General features: G+C 34.9%; 13 protein-coding genes. 8 read left to right on the top strand and 5 right to left on the bottom strand.

From position 1 onward, the window contains the following. Positions 1 to 203: 203 nt before the first annotated feature. The gene (locus tag ACFINW_RS01960) at positions 204 to 1,292 is read right to left on the bottom strand and encodes a site-specific DNA-methyltransferase (protein WP_375613050.1); all 1,089 of its coding nucleotides are present in this window, start codon (positions 1,290 to 1,292) and stop codon (positions 204 to 206) included. Positions 1,293 to 1,662: 370 nt separating this feature from the next. On the opposite strand from ACFINW_RS01960, the gene ACFINW_RS01955 reads away from it, so the two are divergent. The 7 genes from ACFINW_RS01955 to ACFINW_RS01925 all read left to right on the top strand — a co-directional run bounded on the left by ACFINW_RS01955 (position 1,663) and on the right by ACFINW_RS01925 (position 12,516). Then, on the top strand, positions 1,663 to 2,358 hold the full coding sequence (locus ACFINW_RS01955) for an HAD family hydrolase (RefSeq protein ID WP_375620663.1): 696 nt from the start codon (positions 1,663 to 1,665) through the stop codon (positions 2,356 to 2,358). Positions 2,359 to 4,356: 1,998 nt separating this feature from the next. Continuing rightward, a complete protein-coding gene (locus tag ACFINW_RS01950; protein ID WP_375620662.1) occupies positions 4,357 to 4,713 on the top strand; it encodes a hypothetical protein in 357 nt (118 codons plus the stop codon). 190 nt (positions 4,714 to 4,903) lie between these two features. Then, entirely contained in the window at positions 4,904 to 5,269 is a 366-nt protein-coding gene (locus tag ACFINW_RS01945) for a hypothetical protein (protein WP_375673713.1), read from the top strand. A gap of 208 nt (positions 5,270 to 5,477) precedes the next feature. Next, the gene (locus tag ACFINW_RS01940) at positions 5,478 to 5,840 is read left to right on the top strand and encodes a hypothetical protein (RefSeq protein WP_375629499.1); all 363 of its coding nucleotides are present in this window, start codon (positions 5,478 to 5,480) and stop codon (positions 5,838 to 5,840) included. A gap of 636 nt (positions 5,841 to 6,476) precedes the next feature. Further along, the gene (thrC, locus tag ACFINW_RS01935; RefSeq protein ID WP_375611136.1) at positions 6,477 to 7,874 is read left to right on the top strand and encodes a threonine synthase; all 1,398 of its coding nucleotides are present in this window, start codon (positions 6,477 to 6,479) and stop codon (positions 7,872 to 7,874) included. 83 nt (positions 7,875 to 7,957) lie between these two features. After that, the gene (locus ACFINW_RS01930; protein WP_375640293.1) at positions 7,958 to 9,232 is read left to right on the top strand and encodes a M16 family metallopeptidase; all 1,275 of its coding nucleotides are present in this window, start codon (positions 7,958 to 7,960) and stop codon (positions 9,230 to 9,232) included. Between the two features lie 398 nt (positions 9,233 to 9,630). After that, the gene (locus ACFINW_RS01925) at positions 9,631 to 12,516 is read left to right on the top strand and encodes an EAL domain-containing protein (protein WP_375620659.1); all 2,886 of its coding nucleotides are present in this window, start codon (positions 9,631 to 9,633) and stop codon (positions 12,514 to 12,516) included. A 42-nt stretch (positions 12,517 to 12,558) separates the two neighbouring features. Here the strand turns inward: ACFINW_RS01925 and ACFINW_RS01920 are convergent, their stop codons facing one another. After that, positions 12,559 to 13,143, bottom strand: coding sequence for a YqgE/AlgH family protein (locus tag ACFINW_RS01920; RefSeq protein WP_375620658.1), 585 nt, complete (start codon positions 13,141 to 13,143; stop codon positions 12,559 to 12,561). A gap of 71 nt (positions 13,144 to 13,214) precedes the next feature. Here ACFINW_RS01920 and ACFINW_RS01915 point away from each other — a divergent pair, with 71 nt between their 5' ends. After that, entirely contained in the window at positions 13,215 to 14,093 is an 879-nt protein-coding gene (locus tag ACFINW_RS01915; RefSeq protein WP_375620657.1) for a protein-disulfide reductase DsbD domain-containing protein, read from the top strand. 26 nt (positions 14,094 to 14,119) lie between these two features. Here the strand turns inward: ACFINW_RS01915 and rnhA are convergent, their stop codons facing one another. The 3 genes from rnhA to ispH are packed head-to-tail and all read right to left on the bottom strand — an operon-like array spanning position 14,120 to position 16,607. Continuing rightward, positions 14,120 to 14,587 carry a ribonuclease HI gene (gene rnhA / locus ACFINW_RS01910; RefSeq protein WP_375620656.1) on the bottom strand — a complete coding sequence of 156 codons (468 nt, stop codon included), beginning with the start codon at positions 14,585 to 14,587 and terminating at the stop codon, positions 14,120 to 14,122. 5 nt (positions 14,588 to 14,592) lie between these two features. Next, positions 14,593 to 15,552, bottom strand: coding sequence for a homoserine kinase (locus tag ACFINW_RS01905; protein WP_375620655.1), 960 nt, complete (start codon positions 15,550 to 15,552; stop codon positions 14,593 to 14,595). Further along, a complete protein-coding gene (gene ispH, locus ACFINW_RS01900; RefSeq protein WP_375640306.1) occupies positions 15,552 to 16,607 on the bottom strand; it encodes a 4-hydroxy-3-methylbut-2-enyl diphosphate reductase in 1,056 nt (351 codons plus the stop codon). Before ispH ends, ACFINW_RS01905 begins: the two co-directional genes overlap by 1 nt. Between the last annotated feature and the right edge of the window lie 104 nt (positions 16,608 to 16,711).

The raw sequence follows: 16,711 nt of genomic DNA, 5'->3' as shown, positions 1-16,711 counted from the left end.
TTTGCAACTAAAACGAGAACATAGAGTGAAAATTTCTCATTTTAATTTCTTCTAAAAGAAGCATAAAAATACTCGCTTGTCGCTTACAAGCGAGATTAGTGTGTCAATAAAAAACATCTAATAAAGGCATAAAACGCCCTCACGTCCATCTCAATCAAGATCAGGTACATTGGTGGTCAATAGAATGAAGCGATCAGCTTAGTTCATAAAACACCCGTTTTTAACATTTGTGAACGTATGATCATTCTTAAATGATCTATGGACTTCAACCGTCCATTTTCCTCATAATACCAAAAGGTCCAACCATTACAACTCTGCGAATCTTGAGCCTTTCTTCCCATTGCGTGAATTGAGCCCGCTTCACCACCATGCATAATCGTACCATCAGCTCTTACAATAGCAGATACTTGCTTCTTACGATCATACAGAACTTCTCCAGGATAGAGTAAACCTGCTTCAAGCAAACTGTTGAATGCTACGCGCGGTTCTGCTTTTTTTCTATCCAAAATCGCTAGTTCTGGTTGCGCTAAAGGTTGAACCGCCGCGATTCTCTCACATGCTGCATCGATGTAATCTTGCTCGCGTTCAATTCCAACAAAATCACGCCCTAAAAGCTTGGCAACAGCACCTGTTGTTCCCGAACCAAAAAACGGATCGAGAATAACATCACCAGGTTTACTAGAAGCCATAATAATACGCGCTAATAACGCTTGCGGTTTTTGTGTTGGATGTAATTTACGCCCCGAATCATCCTTTAAACGTTCAGCTCCAGTGCAGAGAGGGAAAAGCCAATCTGAACGCATTTGTAGATCTTCATTTGCCGCTTTTAAGGCATCATAATTAAATGTGTACTTTTTATCTTTTTGATCTCGCACGGCCCAAATAAGCGTCTCATGAGCATTTTGAAAACGGCGCCCTCGAAAATTAGGCATCGGATTATTCTTGCGCCAAATAATATCATTAAGCATCCAAAAACCTAAATCTTGTAATGCCGTCCCAACCCGAAAAATATTATGGTAAGATCCGATAACCCAAAGTGTTCCGTTGGGTTTTAATACACGACGACAAGCAAGCAACCATGCACGAGTAAAAGCATCATAAGCAGCAAAACTCTCAAACTGATCCCATGCATCATCAACCGCATCAACAAGCGAATGATCTGGACGGTATAAAGCTCCATCCAATTGCAAATTATAGGGTGGATCCGCAAAAATCATATCAACAGAATGTTTTGGAAGTTTTTCTAAAACGGAAACACAATCTCCTTTAAAAATTTTATTGCGCCATGGCATTTGTGAGGGAGTACGAAGGAAATCTTTTTGAAGCTGAATAACTGTCATGAAAAACCCAACAAAATTAACTGAATTTGCCCTATAATCAACCAAAATAGTTTATAGGCCCGCATTACCAATCTATATTTACAAAATAGCGTAAACGTATCGTTAAAGTTCTACAAAATTGATAATTGTTTTTGTTTTTTTAGTAAAAAAACTTTCATATGAATGAAACCTTAATTTTCTTTTTTTCAATGTACTGTTCCCATATCTTTTATTTCGTAAAAGAATTAAGAATCATTTTCAAAGCGTATTTTTATGAAATAAGATCTTCTCAATATCGTTTTCATGAAAGTTGTCCATCTCGTAACATGTAAAGGAATATCTTATGCCTCAGATAGATCTTATTATTTTTGATTGTGACGGAGTTCTCGTCGATTCTGAATATCTTGCAGCAAAAATTGGATCTCAATTGCTCAAACAAACAGGATATGAAATATCACCCGAAGAATTGAGTGAGCGTTTTGCAGGGCTTATCTTTCGCGATATTCTTAAACACGTTGAACAGGAAACAGAAAAACCTATTTCTGCTCATCTCATAGATCAAATGACTAATATTTTTCGTACACAAATAAAAACTAAATTACGGGCTATTGATGATGTAAGAGAAGCTGTAGAAATTATCCAAACACGCTATCCCTACTGTATCTGCTCTAATGCAAAAAGCGTAGATATAAAAGAGATGCTCACCACGGTTGACCTCTATGACCTTTTTGAAGGTAAAATATTTTCAGCACCTGAAGTTGGAACAAAAAGAACGAAACCGGCCCCTGATGTTTTTCTTTTTGCCGCACAACAATTACAGGCAGAGCCCCAAAACACTATCGTTATAGAAGATTCACTTCATGGTGTACACGCAGCCATAGCAGCAGGAATGCGTGTCATCGGCTTTACGGGAGGATCACATAGCTATCTTGGCCACTCTAATGCACTTGCAGAAGCTGGTGCAGAAACAGTTATTGCAAAACATGCTCATTTAGGAGAAGTCTTAGAAGCAATGGCAGTATGGCGAGATCTATTATAAAAAATCTCTTGAATATATCAATTTGTAAACTATTGTAAGAAGTATTTTTATTCAAATGTCCTTCTCTTCTCGCTGCTCCTTTTATAATAACTTCAATAAATGCGTAATTCACGACACGGGTGAATTGCATCTCAATGTGAAGGAAAAATATAGCACCTCATTGAGATCATAAGTCAGTTAACCATTGTACGTGCTTTTAAAAAAGCAAAAAACAGGGGTACAAACTCATAAAAATTAAACCCTGCTTATCTATCTCAAATCCGATATCCCACTCCCAACCACAGCAGCCTATCCTGATAAATTATTATATTTGTCAAACAAAGGAATATTACGATGCCTTGCTCGATAAGATGTGAAAATTGATAACCTCTTTCATCTGATCAAAAAAATCACACACTATGGTAAAATTGTAGGGGATGCGCATATTGATCATGGAAAACAATATTAAAATTCACGTATTCTATAGAATACAAGACTTTATTGAAAATGACAAATGCGTCCTTGTTGAGTTACAAAGGCTTATATTTACTCAATCCAAATCTCATAAACTTGTTGAAGGCTTATTTACTTTGCTGCTTAAATAGTATTTTAACAGCATCAATTGGTACAACCTCCCTAAGATTACAAAAAACAAAAAGAATACACTCTTATGAAGATGTACCTTTTATCAAAAACATTTCATACCAAGTAATTTACAGACAATATATTGATTTATAATCATAATTTATCATTATTCAAATTAAGCAAAAAAACCGAATATTGTAAAATTCTCTCATTTCAAATCTGGATATGTTGAATTAAATAAATAAAGAAATAAAAATGCCTTTTAATGAATCATCTTAAAAGGCAAAAATTGTAGCAACATTAGGAGCGAGAAAAGTGTATGCCAATACCATCTTTCTTCTTTATAAACGTCAAAAATTCTGATGCCCTAAGAATTTTATATTATGGGGGCTTTATCATCATATCTATCATTGCAAAATAGGCTTGAGTACCTTGAAAACGGTTTCTTTAAAAAAGCACATAAATATGAAACATATAATCATGTTAAACAAGCGACAGAGATACCAATAGTTGCTTAAAATTTTCCGAAAGCATTTAATATACTTTTTAAATAAGCAATGAAATCAGATCTTTTCAAAAGTAATCCACTTTCTAAAAATAAAAGCGGCTTTTCAGTTTGGAAAAAAGAAAGTGTTGAAAATATTATCTAATGCTGATCTTTCGGCACTCATAAATATGTCTAAATTATATTCTTCTATACACTGCCTTGCATCATAGTAATATGCCGTTCACATTAGCGATAAAAAGATAATATCATTTATCTCTATCCAATTCGAGCTCTACTTTACACTATGAGAAAATTGTACATTTTTTAGTATCTATAACATATTATTATCTATAAGATAAATGTATATATTTAATAGTAAATTAAGAAGTATTATTCTGCTATCACAATGCAATTAAATAACCATTGAATAATAACTTAAATAATATCTATATAACACACATTATACAATAATGACTATCTATAATAAATACTATAAATAATAAAATTTTATCGTATCCATTCATATTTTAATTGTTAATAATATTTTTATAACTAAATCATAATTTTCATGTTTTCTATTATACTATCGATAATAAATAAATTTTTATATATTAAATATGTAAAAATTTTGATCAATTTTATTATCTATTAATGTATTTAAAAAATATATTAATATCGTTTTATAAAAATTATACGATAACCATATGCTGTTTTATATATAACACATAATAAAATATTCTATAAAGTTTTTAAAAATATAATTTGTAATTATTACTGTTACTTTTTTACAATAATGTTTGTAAAAAAATTATAGGTATATTTTTATATGTATTTTTATTATTGACTAAAAATACATATTGAACTATATGACTTGTATATAGTGTGAGATACATAAACATTATGTATATTTCTTACATATATAAATTAAAAATATTTGAGGTAAAGTTATGGTAAAAATATTTAAAAATTATATTTTAAGCATTTTTATAGCGAGCACTTTTTTTATTTCACAAACTGTAAATGTTAATGCAAACTATTTGAAAAACGATACTCCAAAAGAGGAACTTTCTGTTTTCCCAATGGAACAAGTAAAATATGCGAAATCCGATGTAGTTTCTACGACTGCTTTCTATGCTCCGTCTGTAAATTATCAAACAGAACATGGAACAATAGGTGAAGGAAAATTAGAAAAGGTCTTTGAGCCTATGACTGTAAGAGGGGGACTATTGTACGCTGGATATGCAATAAGTTTTATAGGATCGATAATAAATTGGATAAATGACATAGTATTGATGTTCAAGTAATTCAATCTATTGTAGAAATATAGAATACATAGCTTCATTATGTTATTATTAATTATTATAAATTTATTACATAATGAAGCTTCTACTTCTCTTACTATAACTATAAATTCTGTAAATTACATCCAAAAATCCAAAGTATAATTTATATACATACATATATATATTGAATACTATAAAGTATTTGAGGTAAATGATGATTAATTTTTTTAACAATAATATGTTAATTATTTCTATGATATCTGTTTTTTACATTTCACAGACTGTAAATGTACATGCCAACTATTTGCAAAACAATATTCATCGTGAGAATATTTTTATTTCTGTAACAGAACAGAACAGAAAGGATGCAATCAGTACGATTGCTCTCTATACACAAAATCTAAATCGTCGTATGGAAAATGAAATTACCGTCGAAGGAAAATTTGAAAAGGTTGTTGAACCTCTTACACTCGGGGCTTTTGGTATGGGGATGGCACTTGGATATGCATCAAGTACGATAGGCATGTTTTTAGGATGGATAATAAGTAAAATAATATTGTATTTTAAATCTCGTTAAAATTGAAATTTCATCAGAATAAGACCTTCTCATATGAAATATAAACTATGAACATATTCTGTGTTTATCCATTGTTGATGATAAAACTAATGAATTATCACACTAAGAGTGAAAAAAGCTTTAAATGCTTCTGTTTCTCTCAATGTGCACTAATTCTGCCGATGCATCTATTCAATTCAGATTAAAATAAAAGTATTGGTGGTAAACTATGATTAAAGTATTGAAAACTTACGTATTAAATATTTTTATAGCAGTTGCTTTTTTGCTTTCACAAATTATAAATGTTCATGCCAATCATTTGAAAAATGATACTCAATGGGAAACTGTCTCTCTAATAGAACAAGGAAAGAAAAAAGCTATCGATATAGCTGCTCTTTATGTCCCAAGTTTCACTCATAGAGCAAAAAGTGAATCTGCCTTTGAAGGAAAATTTGAGAAAGTGTTTGAACCAATTACGCTAGGAGTTTTTTCTACAGTAGGAGCTTTGGGTTTTGGATTCTTGACTGGATCTGTTATGGCCATATTTAGTGGGATAATCGGATGGGCAATAGGAAAAATTAAAGGCAAATAATTCAAAGATACTTAGTTATTTTTTTCTATTTAAAATGAAAATACTTTACAGCCTGCTTCCCATCATTTAGCAGGCTGTTGTATGTTTTCTATGGATAACCTTTAGGCTACCATACTGTATAGCACAAATATAATATCTATTATTATACAAAGTAATAAATTAAGCTAAAAAAGATTATTCAAAGTATAGATTTGCGCACGAAATGCCATAAAATTACCTTATAAATCTTCCAATGTGAGTCTTGGGATGTATCATTTTAACATTTCGTTTAGCAGATTTAATTGTTACAGAGTATTAAGAGTATAAAATAACTATGAATGATTGATTTTTATACAAAGTTCTTCAGTAAATACTATTCTATCTATTTAATTTTATTATTTAAGAAGGTGTACAACTGAAGATACGTTGTAAAATCTAAGTGAATGAATAATAGAGAGAAAATTTTTGACTGTAACAGATTTTCTGTGAACATTTGGCGTTTATATCTCAAAAATAAAAATGCTTAAGGCTATTTCCTTTCATTATTGAGTTAAAAAGAAGAAAAGAAGCTCTATCCATTTAATAATTTAAATATTATGAAAAACGTGAAATAAATAACTTCACCAATTTGCCAGAAATAAAAAAAGGATAAGATTTATGGAATATATCAGCACGAGAGGTGAAGCTCCTGCTTTAAGCTTTACGGAAACAATCATGACAGGGTTGGCAAGTGATGGGGGACTTTATTTGCCAGATAAATTTCCTCAGCTATCATTTGATGCGTTACGAGCACTTCGTGGTCAGTCCTATACAACAATTGCTAAAACTATTCTGTGGCCCTTTGTGAATAACGAAATCGAATATACAGCTTTTGAAAATATGATCGCTGAATCTTATGCAACCTTTCACCATCCAGCAATCTGTCCGTTACGACAAACTGGAGCAGATGAATTTATCCTTGAACTCTTTCATGGTCCTACTTTAGCTTTTAAAGATGTAGCAATGCAGTTTCTTTCTCGACTGATGGATTATGTTTTGACTGAAAAAAATAGATGTGCAACGATTATTGCTGCAACATCAGGTGATACAGGAGGAGCTGCGATACAAGCTTTTGCTGGAAAAGAACACTCAGATATTTTTATTTTATTTCCTAAAGGACGTGTATCGCCTGTTCAACAACGGCAAATGACAACCAATCATTGTTCCAATGTTCATGCCATTGCCATTGAAGGAAATTTTGATGATTGCCAAGCTCTTGTCAAAGCAATGTTTAATGACCACAATTTTCGTAAAAAAAGAGCACTTTCAGGTGTTAATTCTATAAATTGGGCGCGTATCATGGCGCAAATTGTTTACTATTTTTCATCTGCACTTTCTTTAGGAGCACCTGATAGAGCTGTTTCATTTACTGTTCCTACTGGAAATTTTGGTGATATTTTTGCAGGTTATGTCGCAGCCCGTATGGGATTACCCATTGCTCAACTGGTCATCGCAACGAATGATAACGACATCCTTGTACGTACATTGACCAGTGGTACTTACGAAACACAACCAATAGTCCATACAACATCACCTTCTATGGATATTCAGGTCTCTTCTAATTTTGAACGTTTGCTCTTTGAAAGTGGCAATCGTGATCCAATGTGGATTCGCAATGCAATGGAAAACTTGAAAAAAACGGGGCTCTTTACTCTTGATGAAAAGCAACTCAAAAATATTCGTTCCCTATTTTCCGCTGGAAAAAGCAACATGGCTGCAACAGCTCAAACAATTGATAGTGTCTATAAGGAAAGTGGCTATCTTGTTGATCCACATACAGCGGTCGCTCTTCAAGTAGCGCGTGAAAACAAAAAACCGCATATTCCAATGATCGTTCTTGCCACGGCTCATCCAGCTAAATTTCCTGATACTATTAAAAGCGCTTGTGGCCTTCATGCTCCATGGCCATCTCATCTCAATGATGTAATGAAACACGAAGAACATTTTATAAATCTTGCTAATGATGAAAAAATAGTAAAAGATTATATTTCTTTAAAATCGCGTGCATCTTATTAAAGTTAGCTGCATTAATTTAAATCAAGAATATTCTGATACCCTTACAATGAGGTGTTTAGCTTATTTAATGGAGTTGTAGATACATGGATGTAGATATATGTCGCCTTAGTAATGGTTTGACTATCGCCACACATACAATGCAACAAATTGATAGTGTTGCTCTCGGAATATGGGTTAAAGTGGGCTCACGCAATGAAACCTCCACACAGCATGGTATTGCTCATCTTCTTGAGCATATGGCTTTTAAAGGAACCGAAAACCGTACTGCTTTTCAAATTGCAACCGATATTGAAGATGTTGGCGGTGAAATCAATGCTACAACCAGTATTGAAACAACAGCTTACTTTGCACGTGTACTTAAAAGCGATATCCCACTTGCTATAGACATTTTAGCCGATATTTTAATGCATTCAAAATTTGACGACGATGAACTAGAACGAGAAAAACAAGTAATCTTTCAGGAAATTGGTGCTGCCCATGACACTCCTGATGATATTGTTTTTGATCACTTTACAGAAACAGCCTTTCGTCATCAATCCCTTGGACGCTCTATTTTAGGAACAGCTAAAACTATTCAATCATTTACATCTAATGATCTCCATGATTTCATCAATAAACAATATAGTGCAGATCGTATGATTGTCGTTGCTGCAGGAGCTGTAAAGCACGAAAGTTTCTTGCGAGAAGTTGAAAGTCGTCTTGGTACTTTTCGCTCCCATTCAACCGCACCTCTTACTAATCTTGCAAATTATGTCGGTGGCGACTTTCGTGAATATCGCGATTTAATGGATACACAAGTTGTTCTAGGGTTTGAAGGGCGTGCTTATCACGCGCGTGATTTTTATGCAGCCCAAATTCTTTCAATCATTCTTGGTGGTGGTATGTCTTCACGTCTTTTTCAAGAGGTAAGAGAGAAACGTGGATTATGCTATTCTATTTATGCTTTTCATTGGGGATTTTCAGATACTGGGCTTTTTGGTGTTCACGCAGCTACCGGACAAGAAGGGCTCAAAGAACTTATTCCTGTGATTCTTGATGAACTTTCCAAGGTCAGCAAAAATATTCACGCCAACGAACTGCAACGAGCACAAACGCAATATCGTGCAAATCTGACAATGTCACAGGAAAATCCCTCTAGTCAAGCACATCTCATTGCTCGCCAAATACTCCTTTATGGTCGACCAATTCCAATATCGGAAACAATTGAACGCCTCAATCTCATCACTCCTAAAAGATTAACTGATTTAGCACATCGTCTTTTTACAAACTCCACTCCAACACTAACTGCTGTCGGACCTGTAGGACCCCTTATAAATTTTGATGATTTAACGTCAACTCTTTCATACAAGCTAAAGTAAAAACTTCTTTTCAATGCAACATCACAATAACGTCACATATTTTATCATAAAATTTACCACAAAAGCTCTCCTCATTAAATAAGTTTTGGAAATATTGGGCAAATAGGCGTACAAAACTACCCAATTCATACTTCATGTGATAAAGATTCTAATAAGTGAAGGTATATCCGTGAAATCTGAAAATTCATGGTTTAACTTTGCACTTTTAAAATATAAAACTTCATTCGCTTCAGGTTCCATTGAAGCAAATGGGTGTGTGGTCTATTTGTATATAAAATCACATAACTTAAGAAAAAGTGATAACAATTTATTATGTAAATAAATTATAAAAGGTGGACGTTTTTTCTCAAAAGTCGAAATGAAAATTAAACATCCTAAAATATTGAGAGTGGGACATTGTGAAGAGTTTGCGTAAAATAATTGACATCATTTTCATTGTAGTCGTTAGTTCTTTTGTCCATCTTACATCAGCACAAGCAATTGAACCAGTTAAAATTTCTTCTCAAGATGCTGCTCTTGATCTCTCAAAAGCAATTGAAATTCACCATACAAACAACTCTATTTTTCAAACAAGTACAGCACCAGGACCAGATGGTATTGTATGGCGTATTGAAGTGCAGGCAAAAAATGAAAAATTTTCCGGAAATTGGGCAGTTTTTTCTCTTGCAAATCCAACAGATGAACAAGTTGATCGTCTCATCGTTGCCCCCCATTACCGCATGGCACGTTCTGGATTTTTTTGGCCAGACCTTGGATCATCAAGGATTCAATCCATAACGCCAAGCGAAGGTTTTTCCCTCGATCGTCAACTTAGTGCAAACTCTGATATCTTTCGTATTACCCTTAACCCTGGTGCTGTTATTACATTTGTGGCCGAACTTAACTCTGCAAATCTACCGCAAATCTATTTATGGCAACCTGAAGCTTATAAAGATGCAATTAATTCTTATACGCTTTATCATGGTATTCTTCTTGGGATATCAGGTCTCTTAGCGCTTTTGTTAACTGTTCTCTTCGTCGTCCGTGGAACGGGGCTGTTTCCTGCAACAGCGGCAGTTGCTTGGGCAGTGCTTTTTTATATTGGTATTGACTTCAACTTTTTAAATAAATTCTTTGCAGTTACACTCACAACCCAACCAATCTGGCGTGCTGGTACAGAAGTAGCACTTACTGCTACACTCTTCATTTTTCTTTTTACCTATCTCAGCCTTAACCGCTGGCATTATCATTTTAGTTACGGTGCTATCGCTTGGACCATTGCGTTTTGCAGTCTAGGAGCCTTTGCTATTTACGATCCCATCAGAGCAGCTGGAATTGCGCGTTTGTCTTTTGGCCTTACCGCTGTGCTTGGTATAATATTAATCATCTATTTCTCAATCAGAAGCTATGACCGCGCCATTATGCTTATTCCAACATGGTTGCTCATTAGCTTTTGGTGTGTTGGAGCCTATACCTGCATAGCTGGACATTTAAACAATGATATTATCCAGCCAGCATTAGCAGGGGGATTAGTGCTCATTGTTCTTCTCATAAGCTTTACTGTCCTGCAACAAACTTTTTCTAATGACGCTTTCCATGAAGGAATATTTTCCGACCTTGAACAACAAGTACTCGCAGCAAAGGGAGCTGGAAATATTATTTGGGATTGGAATATTGAGCGTGATCGTATTGTTGTACATCCAAACATGGCAACCCTTTTTGGTACTGAAATTCATAACCTCAATGGACCTATGCGCAACTGGATTTCAGCCTTGCACCATGATGATCGTGAACGCTTTCAAGCCGTATTGGATATCATTCTTAAAAATAAAAAAGGGCGCATTGATCAAATTTTTCGGCTTTCTTCCGGTGGTGGTTATTATCATTGGTTTTCTCTTCGTGCACGTCCGGCTATGCAAAAAGATGGAAAAATCACACGTGTCATTGGAACCATTGTCAATATTACTAACCATAAAAAATCCGAAGAACGCTTATTGCATGATGCAATCCACGACAGCTTAACTGGACTTCCTAACCAACAAATTTTCTTTGATAGACTACAAAATTATACCTCTTTAGCGAAAGCAAATATCAAAATTAGACCGACTGTCTTTATGATTGATTTTGACAATTTTCGCCAAATTAATCGCAAATTAGGCATAGCAGTTGGGGATACTGTACTGCTTATAATCGCACGTCGTTTAAATCGTCTCATTAACTTTCAAGACACCTTATCGCGTCTTTCAGCAGACCGCTTTGCAATTATTTTACTCAGTGAAACCGAACCACAAAAAATTGCAGCATTTGCAGATCATTTGCACAAAACAATTTCAGCACCTATTTCACTTTCAGAAAATAAAATAATCCTTTCAACCTCTATCGGATTGGTTACATGGAGTGAAAGCCGATCGACGGCTAAAGATATTTTTAATGATAGTGAGTTAGCGATGATTCGCGCAAAACAAATGGGTGGGAACCATATTGAACCTTTTCGTCCTAATTTTCGCACTTTGGGTCTCGAACATAATACTCTGGAGAAAGATGTTCATTATGCCATAAAACGTAATGAGATGAAAATCCTCTACCATCCTATTCTTAATTTATCAGACGGACATATTATTGGTTTTGAAACAATTGTAGAATGGCATCACCCCACTTATGGAAATTTAAATGTCTCTGATTTCATAAAAATCGTAGAAAATGAACAAATTGTTATGGATTTGTCACAATTTATCATTGATAATGCCATTATTGATCTTATAAATGTACAAGAAAAGTTTTCCCAACAATCTTTCTTTATTTCAATTAATTTACCAAGCGCAGAAATGATTCATCCTCGTTTTATCAGTCAATTGCGTGCCGCTTTGCTTCGCCATCCGCTCCACAAAGGGCGTCTGATGATTGAAATATCTGAATTTGTCTTAAGAAATAATCCTGAACAATCAGCGCACTTTCTTGAACAAATTAAAACACTTGGAATGAATCTCGCACTCGATAATTTTGGAACAGGTTATTCGTCTCTGACCTATCTCGTACGTTATCCATTTGATATGGTTAAACTTGATCGTTCACTTATCTCAATCGACTCTCTTAAGAAGAAAATTGTTCTAAAGTCTATCATTAATATGGCAACAGATCTTAATTTGCAAATTATCGCAGAAGGTGTTGAAAATGAAAAAGAAGCAATCTTCCTCCGTCAAGAAGGCTGTAAATATGTTCAAAGTACACTTGTGACGAAACCGATTGCCATAGAAGAATTAATTACGCTCGTTCAGAGCCATTTCCCTTATAAAATAAAAACATAAGGGATAAAATAACGTGTAAAGTTAAAAAGCTTAGAAAAAACTCTACGCGTGTCCCATTTCAGAAGCAAGATAAGTTGGATCGATACCCATGCGTGTTAAACTTTTATCATACTTGCAGCTTAAATCGCTTTCAAAAAGAAAACTAGGTGATGTAGAACTGATTAGCCAACCATTTGTAGAAATTTCTGCCTCAAGTTGCCCCGCTTTCCATCCAGCATAGCCTAATGCGACCAGTGCATGTTGCGGACCTTGTTCGCAACTGATCGCTTTTAATATATCAATTGTCGCAGTAAAACAGATCTTATCTGCAATAAAAACAGTTTCTTCACAAGTATAATCATCTGAATGAAGGACAAAACCACGCGAAGGATCAACAGGACCACCATAGCGAACAGGAAACTGTTTTATTGGTTCAGAAAGACTTTTTTTTTGGCCACTGTCTATGACTCCCAAATGAAGCAAAAGCTCTGGAAAATCAATATGATGCAATTGATTAAGAATGATGCCCATCGCACCGGCATCAGAATGCGCACAAATATAAATAACAGAACGAATAAAGCGTTTGTCATTCATCCCAGGCATTGCTATGAGTAATTGTCCACCTAAAAAGCCATTACACCGCTTCATTAATCTGTTATTCTCCATAATTTACATGATAAAAGTTTGTTCATTTAGCACACTAGGAAAATAAAACTCCAATGAAAAAAAGTCGTATATTTACAAATTTACAAAATATCGCAACTTTCTTTTATAAAAAGCTTTTAGTTACTTTAAGCTTAACATTCATAGTTTTAGAATTACTTAACATTCCTGTAAATGCTCAAACAGAACAAAAACTCCAGCTTTTCGCAACATCTTGGTATGAATCAGATGGTGGTCGTATCCGATTAGCGATCACTGAACCTTCTCTTTCTGGAATAAGAGAAGGCATTATTGAAATTGAGCTTAAACCAGGATGGAAAACTTACTGGCGTAATCCAGGTAATTCTGGCATGGCACCATTTTTTAATTTCAACCAACAGATTTCTTATGAAATCTTTTATCCTACTCCACAGCTTTTTGAAACAGAAAATGATTGGTCATTAGGTTATAAAGATAAAGTAATATTGCCCTTCAATCTTTCTGGTTCAAGCAAAAATTTAAGTGGTGCTTTCACTCTTGGATTATGTAATAAAATCTGTCTTCCATTTACTATTAACTTTGATTTTTCGCCATCTGCTCTTAAAAATAAACAGCTTCCTGCTTCCTTCTTAAAAAAGGCGCAAGATTCTTTGCCCCGCATGATGCAGAATGCACTAAAAATAAGTGCCGAAAAAAATAACAGTACCCTTCTTATAAAAATACAAAATAACAACAAAACCACTCCTTCCTCTCTCTTTTTAGATGGAGGAGAAATGCAAATTGGAGCAGCAAGAAAAGTCAGTGATAACGCAGAATATACACTCTTCAGTGCTCCACTCTATTTCACACCAGAAGAAATAAACCAAAAAATTTTTTATACAATTTCTTTTAAAGATCACGCCTTAAGTGGAACATTCATATTCCATACGCAGCCAACCCCTCTTGCGTCTCCATGATAAAAGAAAAAGCTCTCAAAAAGCAATTATGCTGGAAAACGTCCATTTTCACGATATTGAGTAATTGCTTTGCGAGCAAGGGCATCTGCGCGTTCATTTTCTGGATGTCCCGCATGCCCTTTTACCCAGTGCCATCTAACTGTATGACAAGAACTAGCATCCTCAAGAGCTTGCCATAGCTCCATATTTTTAACAGGATTTTTTGATGCAGTGCGCCAATTATTCTTTTTCCAATCTTCAATCCACTTAGATATACCGTTACGTACATAAACTGAGTCTGTATAAAGATCGACCAAACAGGGCTCTTTAAGCGCCTTTAATGCACAAATTGCCGCCATGAGTTCCATTTGATTGTTTGTCGTATGGACCTTACCGCCATAAAGCTCCCGTTCATGACCATTCCAGCGTAAAATTGCCCCCCATCCTCCAATTCCAGGGTTCCCTGAGCAAGCACCATCTGTATAAATTTCAACGACTTTTTGTGGAGTTGCCATAAAATTTAAAAACCTAATTCACTTAGCGAATTTACATTACTGAAAAAACAAAGCTTGTGCCAATACTCCCATGGATCTTTCTTAATAACAAAGCTATTAGGCGGTGTATTAAACCAATCATATAGACGTGTGAGTAAGAAACGTAGAGACGCACCACGAGCTAATAAAACCATCTTGTCCAATTCTAAAGGGATCAATGGTCTTATTTTTTGATAACTTTCCAATAACTTACGTGCTTTGGTAAGATTATAGGAATGATCAGGCTCAAAGCACCAAGCATTTAAACAGATCGCTAAATCATAAGCAAAAAAGTCATTACAAGCAAAATAGAAATCTATCATCCCAGAAAGACGATGATTCACAAAAAAGACGTTATCATTAAATAGATCTGCATGAATAATGCCTATTGGTAAATTGAACGGCCAATTTTTCTGTAAAAAAGCCAATTCCAACTCAATTTTTTGTCCAAATTCTTTTAACAATGCATCTTCTTTGGTTTGACAACGTTGCCACAAGACCTTCCAATCCATAACAGAAAGAGTATTTTTACGACTAAGTGTAAAATCCTGTCCTGCTAAATGCAATTGTGCTAACCCCGTCCCCACTTCGCCACAATGATCTATATTGGGCTGGCGGATCCACTCTCCTTCCAGAAAAGTAATAATAGCGGCAGGACGTCCTGCTAATTCACAGATCATCATTCCATCATTTTGAATAACAGGTTGAGGACAAGGAATTCCACGCTGTCCTAAATGCTGCATCAAGCAACAAAAAAAAGGTAAATCATCTTTTGAAATACGCTTTTCATAAAGTGTTAAAATAAATCGCCCTTGTGTTGTCTCTAACATAAAATTAGAATTTTCAGTCCCCTCCTCTATACCTTGATAAGACAAAAGTGATCCTATTGCATAACGTGTTAAAAACACTTTTAAATCATTTGGGTGAATATCTGTATAAACGGCCATTATTCTGCTTTCGTTGTAGATATGTTTGTATTCTGATTTTCATTTTTTGCACTATTTGCTTGACCATTGACGAAAGCCATATCTTGAGACGTTAAAATGACGTCACGTAATTCGCGACTCACTAAAAATTTTTCCGTTTCTACCGCTGTTTCAGCTAATTCTATTGTGACATCATAACGCTCACGAAATGCTGAAATAATTTCATCAATAATAATTTCAGGAGCCGAAGCCCCTGCTGAAAGACTGACAATAGAAAGAGATTTTAGGTTTTCAAAATTAATTTCATCAGCGCGCTGAACTAAAATAGCTTGCCGCGCACCAGACTTTTCGGCAACCTCTACTAAACGTCGTGAATTAGAAGAATTTGGTGCTCCAACAATCAAAAACAAATCGCTCCCCTTTGCCGCTGCTTTAACCGCATCTTGTCGATTCGTTGTAGCATAGCAAATTGACTCAGCCGCTGGGGCTGCTAATGTAGGAAAACGTTGTTGTAATATATCGATAATTCCTGCAGTATCTTCAACAGAAAGCGTTGTTTGTGTCACAAATCCTAATTTATCTGGATCATTGGGTTGATAATGCAAAGCATCTTCTATCGTTTCAATAAGCGTCACAACTCCTTCTTCAAGCTGTCCCATTGTCCCTATCACCTCAGGATGACCAGCATGACCAATCAATATAACATGACGACCATGACGTTGATGTCGTATCGCTTGTTTATGAACTTTCGAGACCAACGGACATGTTGCGTCAAGATAAAACAAATTATAGTATCGTGCTTCTTCTGAAACAGATTTTGGTACACCATGAGCAGAAAAAACAACTGGTTGATTGCGATGTTCTTCTGGAATCTCATTAAGTTCTTCGACAAAAACAGCACCCCGTTGCTGTAATCCCTCAACCACGTAGCGGTTGTGTACAATTTCATGACGGACATATACTGGAACACCATATTTTTTTAATGCAAGCAGAACAATCTGGATAGCACGATCAACCCCTGCACAAAATCCACGTGGACCACAAAGACGTATCGTTAAAGGGGGAAGTCCAGACATAAATCATCCTTAATCTCTATAGTTTTAGCTATATATTCAAACAACCTATTATTATACATGAATAAGCAATGTAAAAAAACGTGCAATATCATCTTTTGCATAAG

This window comes from Bartonella sp. AA18HLJMS (assembly GCF_042197245.1).
In the GTDB taxonomy this organism is placed as follows: domain Bacteria; phylum Pseudomonadota; class Alphaproteobacteria; order Rhizobiales; family Rhizobiaceae; genus Bartonella.
The sequence above is the reverse complement of the archived record's forward strand: the minus strand, read 5'-3'. Positions and strand labels throughout refer to the sequence as shown.

Excerpts from the sequence above, each read along its gene's own strand:
- ACFINW_RS01960 (WP_375613050.1), bottom strand. The coding sequence starts at position 1,292 with ATGCCATGGCGCAATAAAATTTTTAAAGGAGATTGTGTTTCCGTTTTA.
- ACFINW_RS01955 (WP_375620663.1), top strand. The coding sequence starts at position 1,663 with ATGCCTCAGATAGATCTTATTATTTTTGATTGTGACGGAGTTCTCGTC.
- ACFINW_RS01950 (WP_375620662.1), top strand. The coding sequence starts at position 4,357 with ATGGTAAAAATATTTAAAAATTATATTTTAAGCATTTTTATAGCGAGC.
- ACFINW_RS01945 (WP_375673713.1), top strand. The coding sequence starts at position 4,904 with ATGATGATTAATTTTTTTAACAATAATATGTTAATTATTTCTATGATA.
- ACFINW_RS01940 (WP_375629499.1), top strand. The coding sequence starts at position 5,478 with ATGATTAAAGTATTGAAAACTTACGTATTAAATATTTTTATAGCAGTT.
- thrC (WP_375611136.1), top strand. The coding sequence starts at position 6,477 with ATGGAATATATCAGCACGAGAGGTGAAGCTCCTGCTTTAAGCTTTACG.
- ACFINW_RS01930 (WP_375640293.1), top strand. The coding sequence starts at position 7,958 with ATGGATGTAGATATATGTCGCCTTAGTAATGGTTTGACTATCGCCACA.
- ACFINW_RS01920 (WP_375620658.1), bottom strand. The coding sequence starts at position 13,143 with ATGAAGCGGTGTAATGGCTTTTTAGGTGGACAATTACTCATAGCAATG.
- ACFINW_RS01915 (WP_375620657.1), top strand. The coding sequence starts at position 13,215 with ATGAAAAAAAGTCGTATATTTACAAATTTACAAAATATCGCAACTTTC.
- rnhA (WP_375620656.1), bottom strand. The coding sequence starts at position 14,587 with ATGGCAACTCCACAAAAAGTCGTTGAAATTTATACAGATGGTGCTTGC.
- ACFINW_RS01905 (WP_375620655.1), bottom strand. The coding sequence starts at position 15,552 with ATGGCCGTTTATACAGATATTCACCCAAATGATTTAAAAGTGTTTTTA.
- ispH (WP_375640306.1), bottom strand. The coding sequence starts at position 16,607 with ATGTCTGGACTTCCCCCTTTAACGATACGTCTTTGTGGTCCACGTGGA.